The organism is Shimia sp. MIT910701 (assembly GCF_047126315.1).
In the GTDB taxonomy this organism is placed as follows: Bacteria; Pseudomonadota; Alphaproteobacteria; order Rhodobacterales; family Rhodobacteraceae; genus Shimia.
In genome coordinates, this window is the sequence record NZ_CP138953.1 from 4,461,729 (window position 1) to 4,479,288 (window position 17,560).

The 17,560-nt window shown below is 59.1% G+C and carries 18 protein-coding genes and 1 tRNA gene; 11 read left to right on the forward strand and 8 right to left on the reverse strand.

Annotated elements, in window-relative coordinates; all coding sequences use genetic code 11:
• Positions 1–29 precede the first annotated feature (29 nt).
• Positions 30–1,505 carry a multicopper oxidase domain-containing protein gene (locus SIB38_RS21950; RefSeq protein WP_412551039.1) on the forward strand — a complete coding sequence of 492 codons (1,476 nt, stop codon included), beginning with the start codon at positions 30–32 and terminating at the stop codon, positions 1,503–1,505.
• 17 nt (positions 1,506–1,522) lie between these two features.
• On the opposite strand, the gene SIB38_RS21955 is transcribed toward SIB38_RS21950, so the two are convergent.
• Positions 1,523–3,451 carry a DUF3604 domain-containing protein gene (locus SIB38_RS21955; protein WP_412551040.1) on the reverse strand — a complete coding sequence of 643 codons (1,929 nt, stop codon included), beginning with the start codon at positions 3,449–3,451 and terminating at the stop codon, positions 1,523–1,525.
• 152 nt (positions 3,452–3,603) lie between these two features.
• Complete coding sequence (locus tag SIB38_RS21960; RefSeq protein ID WP_294112699.1) at positions 3,604–4,227, reverse strand: TetR/AcrR family transcriptional regulator; 624 nt, start codon at positions 4,225–4,227, stop codon at positions 3,604–3,606.
• A 222-nt stretch (positions 4,228–4,449) separates the two neighbouring features.
• Between SIB38_RS21960 and SIB38_RS21965 the strand changes: the two genes are divergently transcribed.
• From SIB38_RS21965 to SIB38_RS21975, 3 genes are read left to right on the forward strand one after another with little or no spacing between them, the layout of a single operon-like run.
• A complete protein-coding gene (locus tag SIB38_RS21965) occupies positions 4,450–5,379 on the forward strand; it encodes an AEC family transporter (protein WP_294112696.1) in 930 nt (309 codons plus the stop codon).
• Positions 5,380–5,418: 39 nt separating this feature from the next.
• Complete coding sequence (gene fghA / locus SIB38_RS21970) at positions 5,419–6,252, forward strand: S-formylglutathione hydrolase (protein ID WP_412551041.1); 834 nt, start codon at positions 5,419–5,421, stop codon at positions 6,250–6,252.
• Between the two features lie 15 nt (positions 6,253–6,267).
• Positions 6,268–6,717: a YaiI/YqxD family protein gene (locus tag SIB38_RS21975; protein WP_294112692.1), complete on the forward strand. Its 450-nt coding sequence runs from the start codon at positions 6,268–6,270 to the stop codon at positions 6,715–6,717.
• A 73-nt stretch (positions 6,718–6,790) separates the two neighbouring features.
• On the opposite strand, the gene SIB38_RS21980 is transcribed toward SIB38_RS21975, so the two are convergent.
• The 3 genes from SIB38_RS21980 to SIB38_RS21990 all read right to left on the reverse strand — a co-directional run bounded on the left by SIB38_RS21980 (position 6,791) and on the right by SIB38_RS21990 (position 9,483).
• The gene (locus SIB38_RS21980; RefSeq protein WP_412551042.1) at positions 6,791–8,545 is read right to left on the reverse strand and encodes a tetratricopeptide repeat protein; all 1,755 of its coding nucleotides are present in this window, start codon (positions 8,543–8,545) and stop codon (positions 6,791–6,793) included.
• A gap of 100 nt (positions 8,546–8,645) precedes the next feature.
• Positions 8,646–9,125: an SRPBCC family protein gene (locus SIB38_RS21985; RefSeq protein WP_294112688.1), complete on the reverse strand. Its 480-nt coding sequence runs from the start codon at positions 9,123–9,125 to the stop codon at positions 8,646–8,648.
• Positions 9,118–9,483 (reverse strand): ArsR/SmtB family transcription factor, encoded by a 366-nt coding sequence (locus SIB38_RS21990; RefSeq protein ID WP_294112686.1) that lies wholly within the window; start codon positions 9,481–9,483, stop codon positions 9,118–9,120. Before SIB38_RS21990 ends, SIB38_RS21985 begins: the two co-directional genes overlap by 8 nt.
• 124 nt (positions 9,484–9,607) lie before the next feature.
• Between SIB38_RS21990 and SIB38_RS21995 the strand changes: the two genes are divergently transcribed.
• The 3 genes from SIB38_RS21995 to SIB38_RS22005 all read left to right on the forward strand — a co-directional run bounded on the left by SIB38_RS21995 (position 9,608) and on the right by SIB38_RS22005 (position 12,189).
• Positions 9,608–10,570: a DMT family transporter gene (locus SIB38_RS21995; protein ID WP_294112684.1), complete on the forward strand. Its 963-nt coding sequence runs from the start codon at positions 9,608–9,610 to the stop codon at positions 10,568–10,570.
• Between the two features lie 81 nt (positions 10,571–10,651).
• Positions 10,652–11,275: an HAD family hydrolase gene (locus tag SIB38_RS22000; RefSeq protein ID WP_412551043.1), complete on the forward strand. Its 624-nt coding sequence runs from the start codon at positions 10,652–10,654 to the stop codon at positions 11,273–11,275.
• Entirely contained in the window at positions 11,272–12,189 is a 918-nt protein-coding gene (locus tag SIB38_RS22005; RefSeq protein WP_294112682.1) for an ornithine cyclodeaminase family protein, read from the forward strand. The genes SIB38_RS22000 and SIB38_RS22005 overlap by 4 nt, the downstream gene beginning before the upstream one ends.
• Before the next feature lie 175 nt (positions 12,190–12,364).
• Here SIB38_RS22005 and SIB38_RS22010 read toward each other — a convergent pair whose 3' ends face one another.
• The gene (locus SIB38_RS22010) at positions 12,365–13,606 is read right to left on the reverse strand and encodes an MFS transporter (RefSeq protein WP_412551044.1); all 1,242 of its coding nucleotides are present in this window, start codon (positions 13,604–13,606) and stop codon (positions 12,365–12,367) included.
• A gap of 145 nt (positions 13,607–13,751) precedes the next feature.
• On the opposite strand from SIB38_RS22010, the gene zapE reads away from it, so the two are divergent.
• Entirely contained in the window at positions 13,752–14,816 is a 1,065-nt protein-coding gene (gene zapE / locus SIB38_RS22015; protein WP_412551045.1) for a cell division protein ZapE, read from the forward strand.
• Positions 14,817–14,890: 74 nt separating this feature from the next.
• Here zapE and SIB38_RS22020 read toward each other — a convergent pair.
• Positions 14,891–14,966: transfer RNA gene (locus tag SIB38_RS22020), tRNA-Trp, on the reverse strand.
• Between the two features lie 126 nt (positions 14,967–15,092).
• Between SIB38_RS22020 and SIB38_RS22025 the strand changes: the two genes are divergently transcribed.
• Positions 15,093–15,824: a lysophospholipid acyltransferase family protein gene (locus tag SIB38_RS22025; RefSeq protein ID WP_412551046.1), complete on the forward strand. Its 732-nt coding sequence runs from the start codon at positions 15,093–15,095 to the stop codon at positions 15,822–15,824.
• 112 nt (positions 15,825–15,936) lie between these two features.
• On the opposite strand, the gene SIB38_RS22030 is transcribed toward SIB38_RS22025, so the two are convergent.
• Entirely contained in the window at positions 15,937–16,620 is a 684-nt protein-coding gene (locus SIB38_RS22030) for an ArsR/SmtB family transcription factor (protein ID WP_412551047.1), read from the reverse strand.
• A 74-nt stretch (positions 16,621–16,694) separates the two neighbouring features.
• On the opposite strand from SIB38_RS22030, the gene SIB38_RS22035 reads away from it, so the two are divergent.
• Together SIB38_RS22035 and SIB38_RS22040 are read left to right on the forward strand one after the other, a co-directional pair.
• Positions 16,695–17,024: an NIPSNAP family protein gene (locus SIB38_RS22035; RefSeq protein ID WP_294112673.1), complete on the forward strand. Its 330-nt coding sequence runs from the start codon at positions 16,695–16,697 to the stop codon at positions 17,022–17,024.
• A complete protein-coding gene (locus SIB38_RS22040) occupies positions 17,021–17,368 on the forward strand; it encodes an antibiotic biosynthesis monooxygenase family protein (protein WP_294112672.1) in 348 nt (115 codons plus the stop codon). The genes SIB38_RS22035 and SIB38_RS22040 overlap by 4 nt, the downstream gene beginning before the upstream one ends.
• Positions 17,369–17,560: the final 192 nt, after the last annotated feature.

The following is a 17,560-nucleotide window of genomic DNA, read 5'->3' on the forward strand; positions in this document are numbered from 1 at the left end:
ACCATAGTTGATGAATGATGGAGAGTTCAATGAACCGCCGCGACTTTCTCAAAACGTCCGGGGCAACCGCCTTGCTGGCAAGTGCTGGAACAAGCTTCGCACAATCCTCCCTGCGTCCACTCCCATTGATCCCCATGACCGACCTCACCACCGGCATAGAAGGCCGCCTTCCGCTGACACTGGCTGCGGCCACCCATGATTTTGGCAATGCGGCAGCGAGCGCCACCTACGGCATCAACAACAGCTACCTTGGCCCAGTCCTGCGGGTGAAACAGGGTCAAACCCTACCGTTTGACGTGCAAAACAGACTGCACGATGTCACCACATTGCACTGGCACGGCCTGCACATTCCCGGCGACGTGGATGGCGGACCTCATCAGGAAATCGCGCCGGGCGACACTTGGGCGCCGGACGTGCCCATTGTCCAACACGCGTCGATGAACTGGTTTCATTCCCACACCCACGGCAAGACCGCGCAACAAACCTACAAAGGCCTCGCAGGCGTGATGCTGGTCGAAGATGACGCCAGCCTCGCCGCGGATCTGCCCAAAACCTATGGCGTGGATGACTTCACCTTGGTGCTTCAGGACAAGATGTTCGCCGCTGATGGCACGCTCACCTACGACGTCAACGGCGCGGTCTTTGAGGACGGTTTTATTGGCGACACCTTGGTGGTCAACGGCACCATCGCCCCCGTTGCTCAAAACGTGCCCACCGGCCTCGTGCGCCTGCGCATCCTCAACGCTTGCAACGCCCAATTCCTCACGCTCTCGATGCAAACCGGCCCCATGCGTGTCATCGCCTCCGACGGCGGCTTTCTGGCGCGCACTGTGGAGACTGACAGCATCCTTATGTCCCCTGGGGAACGCTATGAGGTGCTCGTCGACCTGCGCACTGCAGAGAGTAACAGCCTGATGGTTGGCCTGGAACCCGAGGAAGGCCTGTTCAATTTCCTCGGCGGGCTGTTTGGCGGCGGAAACACCACCGCAACCGCCCTCACCCTGACGCGCACCTCGGACAAGGGATTTGACGGTGCCTTGCCCGATCAGCTTGCCAATCTGGCCCCGCCAGACCGCAGCCAAGCCTCCGTCACACGCGACTTCTCCTTGGAAATGACCACCGGTGCCGACCTCGCTGCCTTGGCCGCCAACTGGGGCAATGTCTGCGGCGGCGGCGCAATGGCGATCAACGGCCAGCCAATGAACATGGACCGCATCGACGAAACTGTGCGCAAGGGCGACACAGAAATCTGGCGCATCACCGTAGACGACCAACTGCACCCATTCCACATCCACGGCTGCTCATTCCGCATCCTAACGCAAAACGACGCCCCGCCCCCGGCTTATGCCGCCGGATGGAAAGACATGGTGCACGTCGAAAACGGCGCCTCCGAAGTGCTTGTCAAATTTGACTACGAAGCCCCGGAAGACGCGCCCTACATGTACCATTGCCACATTCTCGAACATGAGGATTGCGGCATGATGGGCCAGTTCACCGTGACATAACCCACGCGTTTTCCAGATCACCCCGGCGTGTACCAGATCGGCGAGGTATAGGCCCGCTCGGTGGTGATCATGGGCACCGCCGCATCCATCTCCACCCCAAAGCGCTTGGCCTCATAGGCGGTCCAGCGCGGGGTGGGGATCTCAATCACCCGCACATAATAAAACGCAGACTGGTTGGCCTCAAAATCTGGGTCCTGCCAGGTGCCAATCAGCTCCGCCGCCCCAATGGTGTTGGTCCAAGTCGCATTGGCCACATCCACGGTATTGCCCACATCCGGCAACTTGCCGTCACCATCCAACGCACGGTCTCCGGCCCAGACGACATTATAGACCTTCTCCTGCGTCTCACCCTCTGCATCCAGCCAGCCTTTCACAATCTGTATGCGGTCCAGATTGCCCGACAGCGGGTCTTTCAATGCAGCCACCAGGAAGGTGGGCGCAGCGCCATCCTCAGAAACGGCCAGGTTTCCGCCCATGGGCACCCCCTTGGCGTATCCCGCATCTGCAGGCAGCCGGCTTTGCGCATCTGCCTCGGTAAACTCATACCCGCCAAAGAAGCGCACCAACATGCGTGACCCGGTGGTGGCGTAAGTCTCCTTGCGCATCATCGCGTCAAAGATCGCCGCGCGGGTGTTTTCCTTGGCCCAGACCGCACCAAGCCCGCCAGCAGCCTGCTTCCAGCCATAAATCGACAGATCTGGGTCCGGCGCCTCTATCACCACATGTTTCCAGCGCTGCGGCTCCGGCTCCACCCCGGAATGCTTGCCAAAGAAGTTGTCCTCTTGCGCCGTTGCCATCCCGGTATGGGCATCCGTCGCCCCCACCATGCCAAACTTAAACGGGTTTACGCCCAACTCTTGCTCGATCTTCAAACCTCGCTTGAGCGCCTCCCGCGCATATTCCCCCGCCAGCATGTCCGGTGTCTTGAGCTCCGTGCCATTCAGGTTGGATGCGTCCCAGGTGTCAAAGTCTGCAAACTCATCATCCGGGCTCAGGAACGGATGCGCCTCCCCATCACCTTTGATCTGCGTTGGTTCATAAATAGGTTCAAACCGTGCCCGCATCTCGGCAATCTCTTTGGTCAAGTCAGATCCGTCCCAGGCGTTCATCGAGAACATGCGCCCATTGGACAGGTTGCCATTGTGCGCAATCGCCAACACCTCACCACCCGTGCGTGCCTCATATTCTGCCAAATAGGCCCAGAGGTCTTCGGGGTTCTTACTGTCAAATTGCGAGAAGGGCCGCGTCTGATTGGCCCGCACGCTGTCATCGCGGAACAGCACATTGCGGTGCAGGTTGTTGGCCCCTTCAGTGGTGTACTCATACCCGATGATCGCGGAGAACACGCCCGGCTCGTTAAACTGATCCGCCAGCGCCGTGTAATTCTCCCAAGCATGTTTCACCGCCTTGGGGTTATCAATTGGCGGCACATCCCCGGACAGCGAGGCGACAATCTCCATCGCAGTTTCAAACGCAATTTGCGGATCACCCGCGGTGAGATTTTCGTACCATTCTTTACCGATGGGCGAGGACAAGATCTGCGCATCTCCCCCCAAAAGCTGGGGCATCAACCCATACATTTCCGCATGATCGGACACCACCAGCCAATCCAGCGGACGGGACAGCTTTGCCCGTAGCCCATGGGTGGTGGTCACCTCTTCCCCTCGGGCAAATCGAAACGCATCTTCCTGGGACAACCGCGTCATCGTCCCGGCATCAACCGAGACCATCGTGTGCAAATGGCTGTCGCCCCACAAAGGCACCTGTGGGAAGTTGCGTCCGGCGTAGGGCGAAAACCCATCCGGCGCCAGCACCACTTCAGTATCGGATTGTTCCGTGTTGAACTCCTGCGCCACCGCCGCAGTGCCCAGCGCAAGCGAAGACGCCGTAGCGGTCCCCATAAGTGACTTCAAAATCAAGTGAAACTTCCATTGGGCCTTAGGCATGGCACCCTCCCGGCAACAGTTTAAACAAAGCTATTGGGAGCGCGCCGGGCCAAAATTCACGCCAAACGCGCAAGTCAATTACACAAAGCCTACCATAGATTGGCCTCGGTCCGTCAAATTTCGCAGATCTCTACGTTTGCCGCCGTGACATTTCAGACCCGTGCGCCGTAGCGCGCCATGAAGGTCGCCACCGCGCCATCCACCACATAGTCGATTTCTTCCTGGGCAAATTTGGTCTGCACGCCGGTCACTTGCCGCAAGAACAGTCCCGCTTTGCACAGCTCGGCAAACTGATCCGCCGCCAACGCAAAGTCATCCACTTCCAGCTCACCGCGCTCCTCGGCCATGTAGAAGAACTCGATCAGGCGGGTTTTCAAAATCCCCGGCCCGGTCTCATAAAACTGCCGCCCAATGTCGGGAAACCGCTCGCCTTCGGCCACGCAAACCCGAAACATATTGCGCCCGAAGTCCGACAGGATGATCGCCATCAAACCGCGCCCGACAATGCCCAGCACCTCTGGAACGGGCCGCGCCAGATCCACCTGCGCTTCAAGCCCCTCTGCCTGCAAAATGCACTCCCGCCTTGCCACTTCGGCAAACAGCATCCGCTTGTCCGGGAAATAGTTGTACAACGTCGCCTTAGAGACCCCGGCATTCTGCGCGATCACATCCATGCTCACGCTTTCAAAGCCGTGCGACATGAACAACGCCCGCGCGCTGTCCACCACCTGTGCAAATTTGCGCCCCTTTTTCAGGATGGCCACGGTGTCAGTCATATATCTCTCATAGGCGTTATCCGGCCTCCCGGTGAGTGTAACGGGGACAATACACCGCGCGCTTCCGTCCCGGCAAGCACTTGCTCCTCACAAATCTGAAAGGTCTAAGAACACCGTTTGGGTGCTTGTGCACATCCCCCATCGAGACGCATTTCCACCTCGACTAGAAGCGGCACTTACTCCTCCATTTGCCAAGCCCCACAAACCTGCTAAGGCTGACGCATGTTGGCAATCTTTCTGAAAACGCTACCGTTTTTTGCAATCATCGGCCTGGGCTACTGGGCCGGGCGCACCCGCTTCTTTTCTGCGGAAGCCACAGCCTACCTCACCAAGTTTGTCTTCTACTTCGCCCTCTCGGCGATGCTTTTCCGGTTTTCCGCCAATCTCAGCCTCGCCGAGGTGCTCAACTGGCGCCTGATTGGCGGCTATCTGGTGGGCTGCCTCGCCATCTACGGCCTCGCCACGCTTGTGGCCATGCTGCGTAAACAGGATATCGCCACTGCCGCCGTCGAGGCCCAATGCGCCACCATTGGCAACGTCGGCTTCCTCGGCGTGCCCATGCTGACCCTCTTGATGGGGGCGGAGGCCATTGGCCCCGTGATGATGGTGCTGGCGGTGGATCTGATTGTCTTCTCCAGCCTGATTGTGATCCTGATCACCGGCAGCCGCGACGGGCGTATGCACATCGGCGTGCTCAAAACCGTCACCCTCGGCCTGCTGCGCAACCCGATGATTGTCGCCATCTCGCTGGGCTTTGTCTGGTCTGCGCTGGAAATCCCGATCCCAGACCCGATGAACGAATTTCTCGCCATCCTGGGCGGCGCGGCCACCCCCGGCGCGCTGTTTGCCATCGGCGCCTCACTGGCAGGCAAATCCGCCGAGCGGGTCGAAGTCGCGCTCTGGCTCACCTTTGCCAAACTGATCCTGCACCCGCTGTTTGTTGCCGTCGCCGTGTTGTGGCTCCTGCCGATCGACACCTATTCGGCCTCCGTGGTGATCGCCGCCGCCGCGCTCCCCGTGGCCGGAAACGTCTACATGTTGGCGCAACACTATGGCGTCGCGCCCCATCGCGCTTCTGCTGCAATCCTGTTCTCCACAGTCATATCCATCGCCACAGTCAGCGTTGTGATTGCATGGGTCTCCCAACTCTGACATCGTGAACGCCGACCCTTTTTGGCAGGAGGCCTTCCCATGGAGATCATCTCAGAAAACCGCGCCTTTGGCGGCACCCAAGGCGTGTACAGCCACAATTCGCACAGCACCCGCTGTGAGATGACCTTTGGTCTGTTCCTGCCAGAGGAAGCCCAAACCGGCCCCGTGCCAGTGATCTGGTATCTGTCCGGGCTGACCTGCACCCATGAAAACGCCATGACCAAAGCCGGTGCACAGCAATGGGCCGCCGAACAAGGCGTGGCGCTGGTCTTCCCGGACACCTCGCCTCGGGGCGATGATGTGGCCGATGATCCGGCCTACGACCTTGGCAAAGGCGCAGGTTTCTACGTCAACGCCACCCAGGGCCCGTGGACGCCGCATTACAACATGTGGGATTACATCACCGAAGACCTGCCCTCGATGCTGCAGGAAAACTTCTCCGTCGACCTGAGCCGCCAATCAATTATGGGCCACTCCATGGGCGGCCACGGCGCGCTGACCATGGCCATGTCCCTGCCCGGTCGCTTCCGCTCCGTGTCAGCCTTTGCCCCGATCGCCAACCCCACCGCGTCGGACTGGGGTCGCAAACAGCTCACCGCCTATCTCGGCAATGACGAAGCCACCTGGGCCGCGCATGACGCCACGCTCTTGATGAAAGAAAACGGCTTTGACGGCCCTGTGCTGGTCGATACCGGCACCAGCGACCAATTCATCGACCTGCTGCGCCCCGAAGCGCTGGCCGAAGCCGCCAATGCCCGCCGTCAGGAAGCCACCCTGCGCCTGCAAAAAGGCTATGACCACAGCTACTTCTTTGTCTCTACCTTCATGGAAGAGCACATCGCCTTCCATGCCGAAGCGCTCTATGCGGACTAAGAGAGACCTCTACCTATGACAGCCATCTACGTGGATGCCGATGCCTGCCCGGTGAAAGCCGAAGTCGAGCGCGTCGGCACCCGCCACAAAGTGAAAATCTACGTGGTCTCCAACGGCGGCTTGCGCCCGTCGCAAAACCCGCTGGTGGAAAACGTGATTGTGCCCGAAGGCCCCGATGTGGCTGACATGTGGATCGCCGACCGCGCCAAGACAGGCGACGTGGTCATCACCGGCGACATCCCTCTGGCAGCCAAATGTGTGGAAAGCGGCGCGCGCGTGCTCAAACACAACGGCGAGGCGCTGACAGCGGCGAACATCGGCAACGTGCTCGCCACCCGCGACCTCATGGCCGACCTGCGTGCCGCCGATCCTTTCCGCCAAGGCGGCGGCAAAGGCTTCACCAAAGCCGACCGGTCCCGTTTTTTGGATGCGCTCGAACGCGAGCTGCGCGCGGCCAAACGCTGATCGCCGCGCCAGTGGCACCTTCGGGAGCCTCCGGCAGGGATATTGGGGGAATGAGAAGCCGGAAAGGGCCGCGCTAGTTCCGCCCTTTGAGTTGCAGCTGACTCCACTTCAGTTGTTTTGGGGCAACGTCGCCGGGGGCCCATTCAATCAGTGAGCCATAATAGTCCCCGGGCTGTTTCTCCGGATGTTTGTCGCTCCAATGCACACAGTTGAACTGTATGCTGCAGCTGCGCCAATTGGCCTTGGAATTGCCGTCGCGATATCCATAGACACGGGTACGCGCCACGGAGCCACCGGTGCATTCGAAGTAGCGATGCCCCATGCCCCAATAGTTCCATTTGGATTTCAGGCGCATCACAATCCCGCGCCCGTCCTCCTGCTGCCAACTGCCCGCCATCACCTCATAAATGTCAAACACGCCATCGCGCGCCGTGTGTTGCAGTTCCTTCACGGCGCCGTTTTTGTAAAACACCAGATTTCCATTGCTGCTTGCGTGCAACCCGCTCTGCCACAAGGTGGTCGCCGTCCGCAAATACTCCGAGGCCGCCGGTTTCAACTGCCCTCCCATGGGGTTTAACCAACTGTCCTGCTGGCGTTGGGTCAGCTCTTTGTAGAACCCCGGACTGAAGTCCGCCCGATCCTCCGCCGCACAGAAGATATCTCCGTCTTTCGTATCCTCATGATAGTAGGACGTGCCGCCAGTATAGCTCGGCTCCGCCACTGCCGCCTGCGCTGTTGGTGCGGACTGTGGCATAGAAGTTTGGGGGGCTGGTGTCGCTGGCACCGATGAGGGCCGCGACAAAGCCGCCTCTCGCTCCAACGCCTCAATCGCCTTGCGGGAGCCTTTCAGACCCATCGTCATGGTTTTGAACTGATCCTGCGCGTAGCTGGCCTGGGTCTGATAGCGGAATTTCACCGTATTGCCGGACTTAAACGCCTCCAGCATTGGCGCTTGATTGCGCGCGGTAATCGGAATCCGCACCTGCGCGCTGTCGCCATAGTCCGTCAGACAACTCTGCCCGCCACAGCCATTCATATCGAGTTCGGTCTGTCGCCCACCGGCATGTTCCACCGACGCCCCCATAAGATGGATCATCGGATCGTCTGACACCCGGTAAAACCCGTAGTAATATTCCTGAAACTCTCGATCGTAACCAACCAGAACAGTGGCCACGAGGGCGCTGTTCTGCACCAGGTTCCAACCCGCCTCACCATCGCGATAGACCCAGCCGTCCGAGATCTTCACCAATTGCGGCGCAGGCGCGGCGGCATTGAGCGCATCCCCCAGCCGGTCGAGCATGTCCTGATCCGCCTCAAGGAACTGCGCCTCCTCCCAAAGCTGATCCGCCCGCGCGATATTGCGCTCCACATGCACACCTTCGGCAAAGTAAATGCCCAACTGCGCCGCCGCCTCGCCATAGCCCGCGCGCATCGCGGCCTCAAAATAATCAATCGCCAGATCAACGTTTTTGGCGATGCCCTGCCCCTGCATCAGCTTCACGCCTATGTTGTTCTGCGCCACCGGATAGCCTGCATCCGCCGCCTGCTTTTGCAGGTCTGCCACCGCTTCGATGTCATCGGCAAAAAACTGACACCGCTCCGTGGCAAACACCCAGGCCAGATCATTTTGCGCCACCGGGTGTTCTTCCATAATGGCCGCCTGCATCAACTCCCGAAACGCCCGCCCGTTGCCGTCACAGGCCTCATCCGACAGCTGGTTGAATTTCTCCCGCGCAGGCTGCCAGAACGCCCCCGCATCCTCCGCAAGCGCCATCCCCGCGCCGCTCATACAGCCTGCAAGACAAGCCGCAACTACCGCATATTTCATGTCATCCCCTTTGCGCAAAACAGTCCAAAAACACCGCAACGCCTGCCCCAGCGTAAGCCGAGACAGGCGTTTTTGGCAAAGAAAATAGCGTTTTGGCGCGTTACAGCAGGGTTTGCAGCAAATCGAAGCCCTTGCCCCAGCCGCTGTCCATATTGCCCATCATCTGCGCAAAACAGGCAATCTCGTCTTCCGTCGCATCCACTGGCACCTGCTCGAGCTTCACCTGACCACGCCCGTTCTGCTCGCTGAACGTCACCGTGGTCAAAAGCTTCTGCGGCCAGTTTGGCATCATCGGATTGGGCGCCTGTTCCCAGTTCTCATCGGTGCTGTGATGCAACCAGACAATCTTGTCGCCCTCAGCCACTTCTTGAAAGTCCATGCGACTATAGTCCGATTTTTCGCCCATGCGCATCTCATTGAGCCACCGCCCGCCGGGACGCAGGTCAAACTCGTGGATCACCGTCTCCACCCCCGGCCCATACCAGACCGACAGCAGCTTAGGGTCACTAAACGCCTGCCAAATCTGGCCCAACGTGCCTTCAAACGTGCGCTTGTACATATAGATCGGCAAATCACTCATCTTTCAAATCGTCCTTTTCGCTAGATTTTATGGTCTCAAGAAGCGCGTCCAACTGATCAAAACTGCCGGACCAGAAACGGCTGAATTGCTCCATCCAATCCACCGCCTCTTTCATCGGCGCCGCCTTCAAATAGGCCGGGCGGCTTTGTCCCACCTGCCCGCGCTCAATCAGCCCCGAGGCCTCCAACACCTTCAAATGTTTAGACACCGCTGGTTGGCTCATCTCAAACGGTTCCGCCAGGTCGCGCACATTGGCCTCGCCCTCACACAGCCGCGCCAAAATCGCGCGGCGGGTCGGGTCAGCCAATGCAGCAAAAACCGCGTTCAACTCAGGGCTTTCATAACCAATTAGTTTCATAACTCGATGGTTATGCATTGTATCTCTTCCGTCAACATCTTTAAACGCAATCAATTCAACGGCTTTTCCCGTGGAGGTCGTTTTTGACCTAGACCTCGCCGGCGAATCCCGCCCTTCTGCGCCCATGTCTCAGCCCCGCACAACTCTGCCTCTTGGCCCGCTCTCCGCCCTGATCGCGACCTTCTTTTTCGCCATCAACGACGCGGCAATCAAATTCCTCTCCGGCGACTACGCGCTGCACCAAATTGTGCTGACCCGCTCACTGATTGGATTGGCCATTCTGCTGATTGTGATCGTGCCATTCCAAGGCGGGCTCTCGGCCCTGCGCACCAAACGCCTCGGCATGCACGGCCTGCGCGGCCTCTGTGTGGTTTTTGCCAACACCACCTTCTTTCTCGGCCTGGCCGTGCTGCCACTGGCCGACGCCATGGCCGTGTTCTTCATCTCGCCTCTACTGATCACACTCTTTGGCGCCGTCTTGCTGGGAGAGATCATCGGCCCACGCCGCAAGGCCGCCGTCGCCGCGGGTATGATTGGCGTCCTAATCATGATCCGCCCTGGCGCCTCCGACTTCAATCTCGCGCTGTTGCTGCCCTTGGTCTCCGCCGTCGCCTATGCGCTTCTGCACGTGCTAACCCGCAAAATCGGCACCACCGACAGCGCCGCCACCATGGCCGTATTCATCCAGATCGTCTTTATTGTGGTCTCCGCCTGTGTCGGCCTGCTGCTCGGCCATGGGGCCTATGAAAACGCGGGCGGCGAGATGATCAGCTTTCTTTTGCGCGCCTGGCACTGGCCCGCCACCGCCGATTGGCCCATCCTGTTTCTACTCGGCTGCTCCATCGCCTTTGGCGGCTTCTTCATCTCCCAAGCCTACCGCGTGTCCGAGGCCAGTCTGATCGCCCCGCTGGAATATGCAGCCATGCCCATGGGCGTGCTGTTTGGCATCGTGATCTTTGGCGAATGGCCTGCGCCCACCACCTGGATCGGCATGACCCTTATCATTGGCGCTGGTCTGTTTGTGTTCTGGCGCGAAGCCAAAGTGGGCAGCGCGCCGGTGCCGGACCGTCCCCGCGTGCGCCGCTAAGCCCAGCCCAACGCAGTCCCCACTTGCGTCCCAGCTTGCGCCCACTAAGGTCGGCGCAAACCATTCTTTCAGGGGCAAATTATGTCGCAAATTGACGCCGTGATTTTTGACATTGGCAATGTGTTGATCCAGTGGCAGCCGGAAAACTTCTACGACCGCACCGTCGGCGAAGCCCGCCGCAAAGCCTTCTTTGCCGACACCAACATCCATCACCACCATGAACAGATCGACGCCGGGGCCTCCCTGCCCGGCATGATCGAAAGCCTCGTGCCGCAGTATCCTGAGTATGAGGCCGAGTTGCGCATGTGGAACGACAATTGGAACGACCTGGCCGCCCCGGCCATTCCCCATTCCGTGCGCCTGCTCAATGCGCTGGTCGACAAAGGCGTGACCGTCTTCACCCTGACCAACTTTGGCCACGACAACTTCCCCCTATCCCAAGCGGTCTATCCGTTTCTCAATCGCTTTGACCGCGAGTATGTCTCCGGCCGCCTGAAACTCATCAAGCCTGATCCGGCAATCTACGCCCATGTCGAGGAAGACTGCGGCATCGCGCCAAACCGCCTGTTGTTCACCGATGATCGCGCCCACAACATCGCAGCGGCTGCGGCACGCGGCTGGCAGACCCACCTGTTTGAACACCCACAGGGCTGGGCCGACCGCCTCGTTGCAGAAGGCCTGCTCACCGAGGAGGAAGCCAAATGACCACGATCATCTCCTTTGACGAGGGCGAGAAGAATATCAACTGGCTTGGGCTGACCGATGCGCTCGCCGCAGGCCACAGCCTGCCCAAAGCGGAAATCTCCGACAGCTTCCTCTACCGCGGCAAAGACACGCTGCTGCAGCGCCAAGCCTGGATCGACGGCCTTGGCATCGCGGTGAAATCTGCCACCGTCTTCCCGGACAACCCGTCTCAGGACGTGCCGATGATCCACGGCGCGGTCACGCTGTTTGACGATGCCCACGGCATCCTGTCCGCGCTGATCGACTTCCACTTGGTCACAAAATGGAAAACCGCTGGGGATAGCCTCTTGGCCGCCCGCCGCCTTGCCCGCCCGGGCAGCTCCAAAATCCTGATCGTCGGCGCAGGCACCGTGGGCCGCAATCTGCACGCCGCCTACTCCGCCGTCTTCCCTGACGCAGAATTCACGGTCTGGAACCGCACGCAGGCCAACGCCGAAAAAATGGCCGCCGAAATCGACGGCCTTAAGGTCGCGACCAATCTCGAACAGGCTTTCGGCGAGGCTGACATCGTGACCTCCGCCACCATGTCCACCGAACCCACCCTGCGCGGCGATTGGCTGCAACCGGGCCAGCACATCGACCTGATCGGTGCCTACCGCCCCGACATGCGCGAAATCGACAACACCGCCCTCAACCGCGCCAGCCTCTTTGTCGACAGCTACGACACCACGCTGGATCACATTGGCGAGTTGAAAATCCCGCTCGCCGAAGGCGTGATCACCCGCGAAGACGTGCTGGCGGATTACTACAGCCTCGACAAGTTCACCCGCACCTCGGACGATCAAATCACCCTGTTCAAAAACGGCGGCGGCGCGCACCTCGACCTGATGACCAGCCGCTACATTCTCGATCAGTGGCAAGCGGCACAGTCCTAAGCTCTTCTTAAAGCAAAGGCCGCTGCGATAACCCGCAACGGCCTTGAAATTTCCCTGCCTCTGCAAAACAGTCACGATACCGACGCAGTACCGACGTAGGTTTCGGTTGGTTAACGCAAGCGCTTCTTCTTGCTCAAAATATCCCGGGGGTGTGGGGGCTGGCCCCCACTTGCCCCTATGCGGCGACAGCCTCTGGCGTCCGATTTTCGCGGATCGGCAGGTGTACAATTGCACTGAACGCGCCCACGCCAACACCAACCCACCACACCAGTGTGTAGTCACCATACAGGTCGTACATCCGACCACCCAGCCACACGCCGAGGAAGCTGCCAAGCTGGTGGGAGAAGAACACAATCCCGTAAAGCGTGCCCATGTAGCGCAGCCCATAGAGATGCGCGACCAGACCGGAGGTCAGCGGCACGGTTGCCAGCCACAGCGAGCCCATCACCACAGAGAACACAATCACGCTCATCGGCGTAATCGGCATCAGAATAAAGACCGCTGCGGCTAATGTGCGCCCGGTGTAAATCCCTGCCAACAGGTTCTTTTTCGGGAAGTGCTTGCCCGCCCAACCGGCCAGCAAGGTGCCGCCAATATTGGCCAGACCAATCAGCGAAATCGCCACTGCGCCCAGCGTAGACGTCGAAGTGATCCCCATATTTGCCAGCGTTGAGCCCGGCGCAATCGGCCCACACATCTCGGTGATCATCGCCGGGAAATGCGCGGTGACAAAGGCCAGTTGATAGCCACAGCTGAAGAAGCCCAGGAAGATCAACGTGTAAGACGGATCTTTAAAGGCCCGCTTCAGGATTTCGCCCATGCTCTCCTGCAGCTCTTCTTTGCTCGCCGCCGCTGGCGCCCGCATCGCGGGCAAAAGCAGCAGGACCGCCAAAATCGCAATCGCAAACACCACAAAAGTCTGCTGCCAGCTCATGAACGACAACATCCATTCCGCCATCGGCGCCCCAAACACCTGACCGGCTGATCCCGCCGCCGTGGCAATGGCCAAAGACATCGAGCGGTTCTCATCCGAACTCGCCCGGCCGACCACCGCAAGGATCACACCAAAGCCGGTGCCTGCGACACCAAATCCCACAAGGATTTCAAGCATCTGATGCGCTTCCGGCGTCACTGCGAAGGACGACAGCACCAGCCCCGCCGCATAGGTCAACGCACCCAGAATGATCGCTTTCCGGTCGCCAATCTTCTCGGCAATGGCCCCAAAAATCGGCTGCCCAATGCCCCAGGCCAGGTTCTGAATCGCAATCGCCAGCGAAAACTCACTGCGCAGCCAGCCAAACTCTTCGGCAATCGGGATCTGAAACACCCCAAAGCTCGCCCGAATGGCAAAGCTCACAAGGATGATGATACAGCCCACCATCAAAACCGGGGACATCAACGGGGTCTTGGCACTCATCATCTTGCTCCTGTTTGCGCAGGCGGATTCTGAACAAATGAAGCACCTAAGGTCAATTCAGCATTTGTTCACCCCCTCATAACAGTCTGTCATAGGGTCCGGCGTGGCCCTTTTCCTCACCGCTTCAATTGGCTAAGGGGTTTGTATGGATAGCTTGCCCGAGATTTACGCCGCCCGCGTGGCTGACGGAACCCTACACGCCGACGACGCCCAGGTCGCGGTGCTGCCGGAATTTGAACGCATCCGCAGTGATCTGGCCAAGCCTATGAAGAAAAGCTGGTTCCGCAAATCCACCCCAGAGCCGGTGCAGGGCCTCTATCTTTGGGGGGGTGTTGGACGCGGCAAATCCATGCTGATGGACTTGTTTGTCGACAGCCTTAACGTGCCCGTGCGCCGTGTACACTTTCACGCCTTTATGCAGGAAATCCACGAAGCCATGCACAAGGCTCGTTCCGAAGGTGTTGAGGACACAGTGCAACCCGTTGCCAAAGCTGTGGCGGCCAGCGTGCGCGTGCTGGCCTTTGATGAAATGCAGATCACCGACATCACCGACGCGATGATTGTCGGGCGCCTGTTTGAGCAACTGTTTGAGGCGGGTGTGGTGATTGTCACCACCTCCAACCGCATCCCGGATGATCTCTATAAAAACGGCCTCAACCGCCAGCTTTTTCTGCCTTTTATCGCCCTGATCAAAGAGCAGATGCGGGTCTGGGAAATGGTCAGCCCCACCGACTACCGCCAAAACCGCCTCGCCGGAAATCAGGTCTACTTTGTGCAGGCCGGGTCTGAGGCCCGCGCGCAAATCCGCGCCATTTGGGACGATCTCACCGGCGGTGCCGCCGAGCCGCTGGTGCTCACCGTAAAGGGCCGCGAAGTCACCCTGCCCGCCTACCGCAACGGCATTGGCCGCGCGAGCTTCTTTGATCTCTGCGGCAAGATGCTTGGCCCCGGCGACTATCTTGCGGTGGCCAATGCGGTGAAAGTGCTGATCCTTGAGGACATCCCCACGCTCAGCCGCAACAATTTCAACGAAGCCAAACGTTTCGTGACTCTGATTGACGCGATCTATGAAGCCAAGGTCCGCTTGATCTGCTCCGCCGCCGCCGAGCCGGAAATGCTCTACCTTGAGGGCGAGGGCATCTTTGAGTTTGAACGCACCGCCTCCCGCCTGCGTGAAATGCAGGACGCCGAGTGGGGCAAAGACAGCTAGTCCTGCCCTCACACCAAACCACAAAACAAAAAGCCCCCGAAGGGGCTTTGAGACGTGTCCAAATCTTTGGGAAATGGCAGGGGCACCAGGGCTCGAACCCGGGACCTACGGTTTTGGAGACCGTCGCTCTACCAACTGAGCTATACCCCTAACGTGGGGTGTTTCGTAAGGCACCCTCGCGCCGGTGGCAAGAGGTAAAACGCGCAAAAATCGCAAGACTGGTCAACTTTGAATTGCCCCTGTATGAGAGGTGCGCACTCAAGAGGTTTTGCCCCCATGTCGCTGAAGCAATCGCTCAATCGTTTGCGCAAAAACATCGCCAATAGCCCGCGTGTGAACCGCGCCGTGGAAGGCATGTTTGCCGCCTATGTACGATTCGCCTTCAAGACCTCCCGATTTGAGCGCACCGGCTGTGAAGAACTCGACGCCTGCCTCGCCCGCGGTGAGGCTGTGATCACCACAGTGTGGCACCAACGGCTGATTCTTGGCCCCTATATGGTCAACGCCCCCAAGGGCGCCCGCGTGGTTTCGCTCACCTCCGCCGCCCGTGCCGGACGGCTCGCCGGGCAAATCCTCGTGCGTCTGGGCTGGGAAACCATCCCAATGTCCAGCCACCAACGCCACGTGACCTTGTCCCGTGAAGTGCTCAAACGCCACCGCGAAGGCTGCTCGCTGGGTGTGGTGCCCGACGGCCCCCGCGGCCCTGCCCGCGTCGCCTCCACCGTGCCACTGATTTGGGCACGCTCCACCGGCGCGCGGGTGTTCACGCTGGCCTTCGCGCAAAAACGCGTCCTGCGCCTACCGACCTGGGACAAGCAAATGCTGCCCCTGCCGTTTTCGCGCGGGATCATCACCTGTCAGGAATGGACCGACGCGGTGCCACGCAAACCCACCGAAGACGAAACCGAAGCCCTGCGACTGAGCCTGCAACAATCGCTCGACGAGATCACCGATGCCGCTGATGCGGCACTGGGCAAGCCTTCAGAGAACCCCAACACATCAGCCTAGACTCATCTGGCACTGAGTGACGCCCCCGCATCGCCCCTTTTCGCCCCCTATGCGTACAAAGTGAGCTTTCGCTGCGGCTGTGCCAATGTCTGGTCCCGACTTTCAGGCAAGGTCAAACAGCAGGGAAAAGTCGTTTAAATTCCGCGATTCCATTTGCCGAGAATGAAATCACGCGGGTTGTCTGATCGCGCTTGGCCCACGAAAGACCTTCAAATCGGCTGAGGAACGCACGGCCAAGGCTGCCTGCCAGATGTGACCTGCGTTCACTCCAGTCCAGACACTCACGGCACAGCGTTGATTTGTTTTTGCGTAGTTCAGCTAAATCAATTCCGAGCTCTGTTACAAATGCTTGGCCGGAACGCGTTAGATGGAGGTCATTACCGTCAAAGACTAGATGGCCCTGCATAATCAAGCTGTCGAACATTTGCGTACCCAACTCTCCTGCAAGATGGTTGTAGCAGACGCGTGCCTGTCGCAACGCGGCGTCTTTTGGCCCGGTACGTTTGCGAAGACGGCCCGATCCCGCAGCTAACCCCATCAAGCCTTCCAAAACATGCGCAACGTCGTCATTTGCGAGAGAAAAATACTTGTGTCGACCTTGCTTGCGAGGACGCAACAAACCGCCTCCATCAAGTTTCGACAGATGAGAGCTGGCGGTCTGAATGGTAACGCCTGCCTCTTCTGCCAACTCGCTCACGGTCAAGGCTTTGCCGCCCATGAGCGCGGTCAGCATGTTGGCGCGGGCAGGGTCACCGATCAGCGCGGCGACATGTGCAATATCTGGACCTTCCTTCATAGTTCGACCCTAATCGAAGCATCTACTTATCGCAATTAGGTAGACCGGAAAAAACAAACTGAAAGGATCCTTAAATGTTGACCTGTATCATTCGCTACCAAATTGACCCCACTAAAAAGGCTCAGTTTGAAGAGTATTCCCGCAACTGGGGGCAGGCGATCCCGCGCTGTGGCGCAGATCTGATCGGATATTATGCCCCCCATGAAGGGTCATCCACGCTCGCCTACGGGATCTACAATGTGAAAAGCCTCGCAGACTATGAAGCTTATAGGTCGCGATTGTCAGCAGACCCCATTGGCCGTGAGAACTACAAGTTTGCCCAGAAAGAGAAATTCCTGCTGCGTGAAGACAGAACATTCCTAAAGCTCGCTTCTGCGCCACACAATCCTGGTGTCGAAACGTGATCGCGGTCATTTTTGAAGTCGAACCGGCGGACGGGTGCAAAGGGGGATATCTCGACATCGCGTCCGAGATGCGTCCGATGCTGAATCAGATCGAGGGCTTCATCTCGGTTGAACGCTTCCAGAGCCTGACTGACCCACGCAAAATCTTGTCTCTTTCTTTCTTCGAAGATGAAGCAGCAATTGCTCGCTGGCGCAATTTGAATGAGCATCGCGGGGCGCAGGCAAGGGGGCGGGCCGCTGTGTTTGAGGACTACCGACTCCGCATCGCCAGCGTCATACGTGACTACGGTAAGTTCGACCGCGAGCAGGCTCCGTCCGACAGTCGCAAGGCGCACGCGAAATGAGTGCCCTGACTCGGTCGCTGCCGTTCCCGCATTGCGCATAATTGGCGTGTCTAGGCTCACCTCGCCCCCCACCCCAAAGCAAAAAGGCCGCCCATTGGGCGGCCTTTCCGTAATCTGAACCGAAGTGGCTTTCGGGAACTTTCAAGCGGACTTGAAAGCCCCTGTCGCCTTACGGGCGTTTTGCTTACGCAA

Bases quoted from the DNA above. Each gene is read 5' to 3' on its own strand.
- SIB38_RS21965 (WP_294112696.1), top strand. From the start codon at position 4,450: ATGTTGGCAATCTTTCTGAAAACGCTACCGTTTTTTGCAATCATCGGC.
- SIB38_RS22030 (WP_412551047.1), bottom strand. From the start codon at position 16,620: ATGAAGGAAGGTCCAGATATTGCACATGTCGCCGCGCTGATCGGTGAC.
- SIB38_RS21960 (WP_294112699.1), bottom strand. From the start codon at position 4,227: ATGACTGACACCGTGGCCATCCTGAAAAAGGGGCGCAAATTTGCACAG.
- SIB38_RS22005 (WP_294112682.1), top strand. From the start codon at position 11,272: ATGACCACGATCATCTCCTTTGACGAGGGCGAGAAGAATATCAACTGG.
- SIB38_RS21980 (WP_412551042.1), bottom strand. From the start codon at position 8,545: ATGAAATATGCGGTAGTTGCGGCTTGTCTTGCAGGCTGTATGAGCGGC.
- SIB38_RS21985 (WP_294112688.1), bottom strand. From the start codon at position 9,125: ATGAGTGATTTGCCGATCTATATGTACAAGCGCACGTTTGAAGGCACG.
- SIB38_RS21975 (WP_294112692.1), top strand. From the start codon at position 6,268: ATGACAGCCATCTACGTGGATGCCGATGCCTGCCCGGTGAAAGCCGAA.
- SIB38_RS21955 (WP_412551040.1), bottom strand. From the start codon at position 3,451: ATGCCTAAGGCCCAATGGAAGTTTCACTTGATTTTGAAGTCACTTATG.
- SIB38_RS22010 (WP_412551044.1), bottom strand. From the start codon at position 13,606: ATGAGTGCCAAGACCCCGTTGATGTCCCCGGTTTTGATGGTGGGCTGT.
- fghA (WP_412551041.1), top strand. From the start codon at position 5,419: ATGGAGATCATCTCAGAAAACCGCGCCTTTGGCGGCACCCAAGGCGTG.
- SIB38_RS22025 (WP_412551046.1), top strand. From the start codon at position 15,093: ATGTCGCTGAAGCAATCGCTCAATCGTTTGCGCAAAAACATCGCCAAT.
- SIB38_RS21995 (WP_294112684.1), top strand. From the start codon at position 9,608: ATGTCTCAGCCCCGCACAACTCTGCCTCTTGGCCCGCTCTCCGCCCTG.
- SIB38_RS22000 (WP_412551043.1), top strand. From the start codon at position 10,652: ATGTCGCAAATTGACGCCGTGATTTTTGACATTGGCAATGTGTTGATC.
- zapE (WP_412551045.1), top strand. From the start codon at position 13,752: ATGGATAGCTTGCCCGAGATTTACGCCGCCCGCGTGGCTGACGGAACC.
- SIB38_RS22035 (WP_294112673.1), top strand. From the start codon at position 16,695: ATGTTGACCTGTATCATTCGCTACCAAATTGACCCCACTAAAAAGGCT.
- SIB38_RS21950 (WP_412551039.1), top strand. From the start codon at position 30: ATGAACCGCCGCGACTTTCTCAAAACGTCCGGGGCAACCGCCTTGCTG.
- SIB38_RS21990 (WP_294112686.1), bottom strand. From the start codon at position 9,483: ATGAAACTAATTGGTTATGAAAGCCCTGAGTTGAACGCGGTTTTTGCT.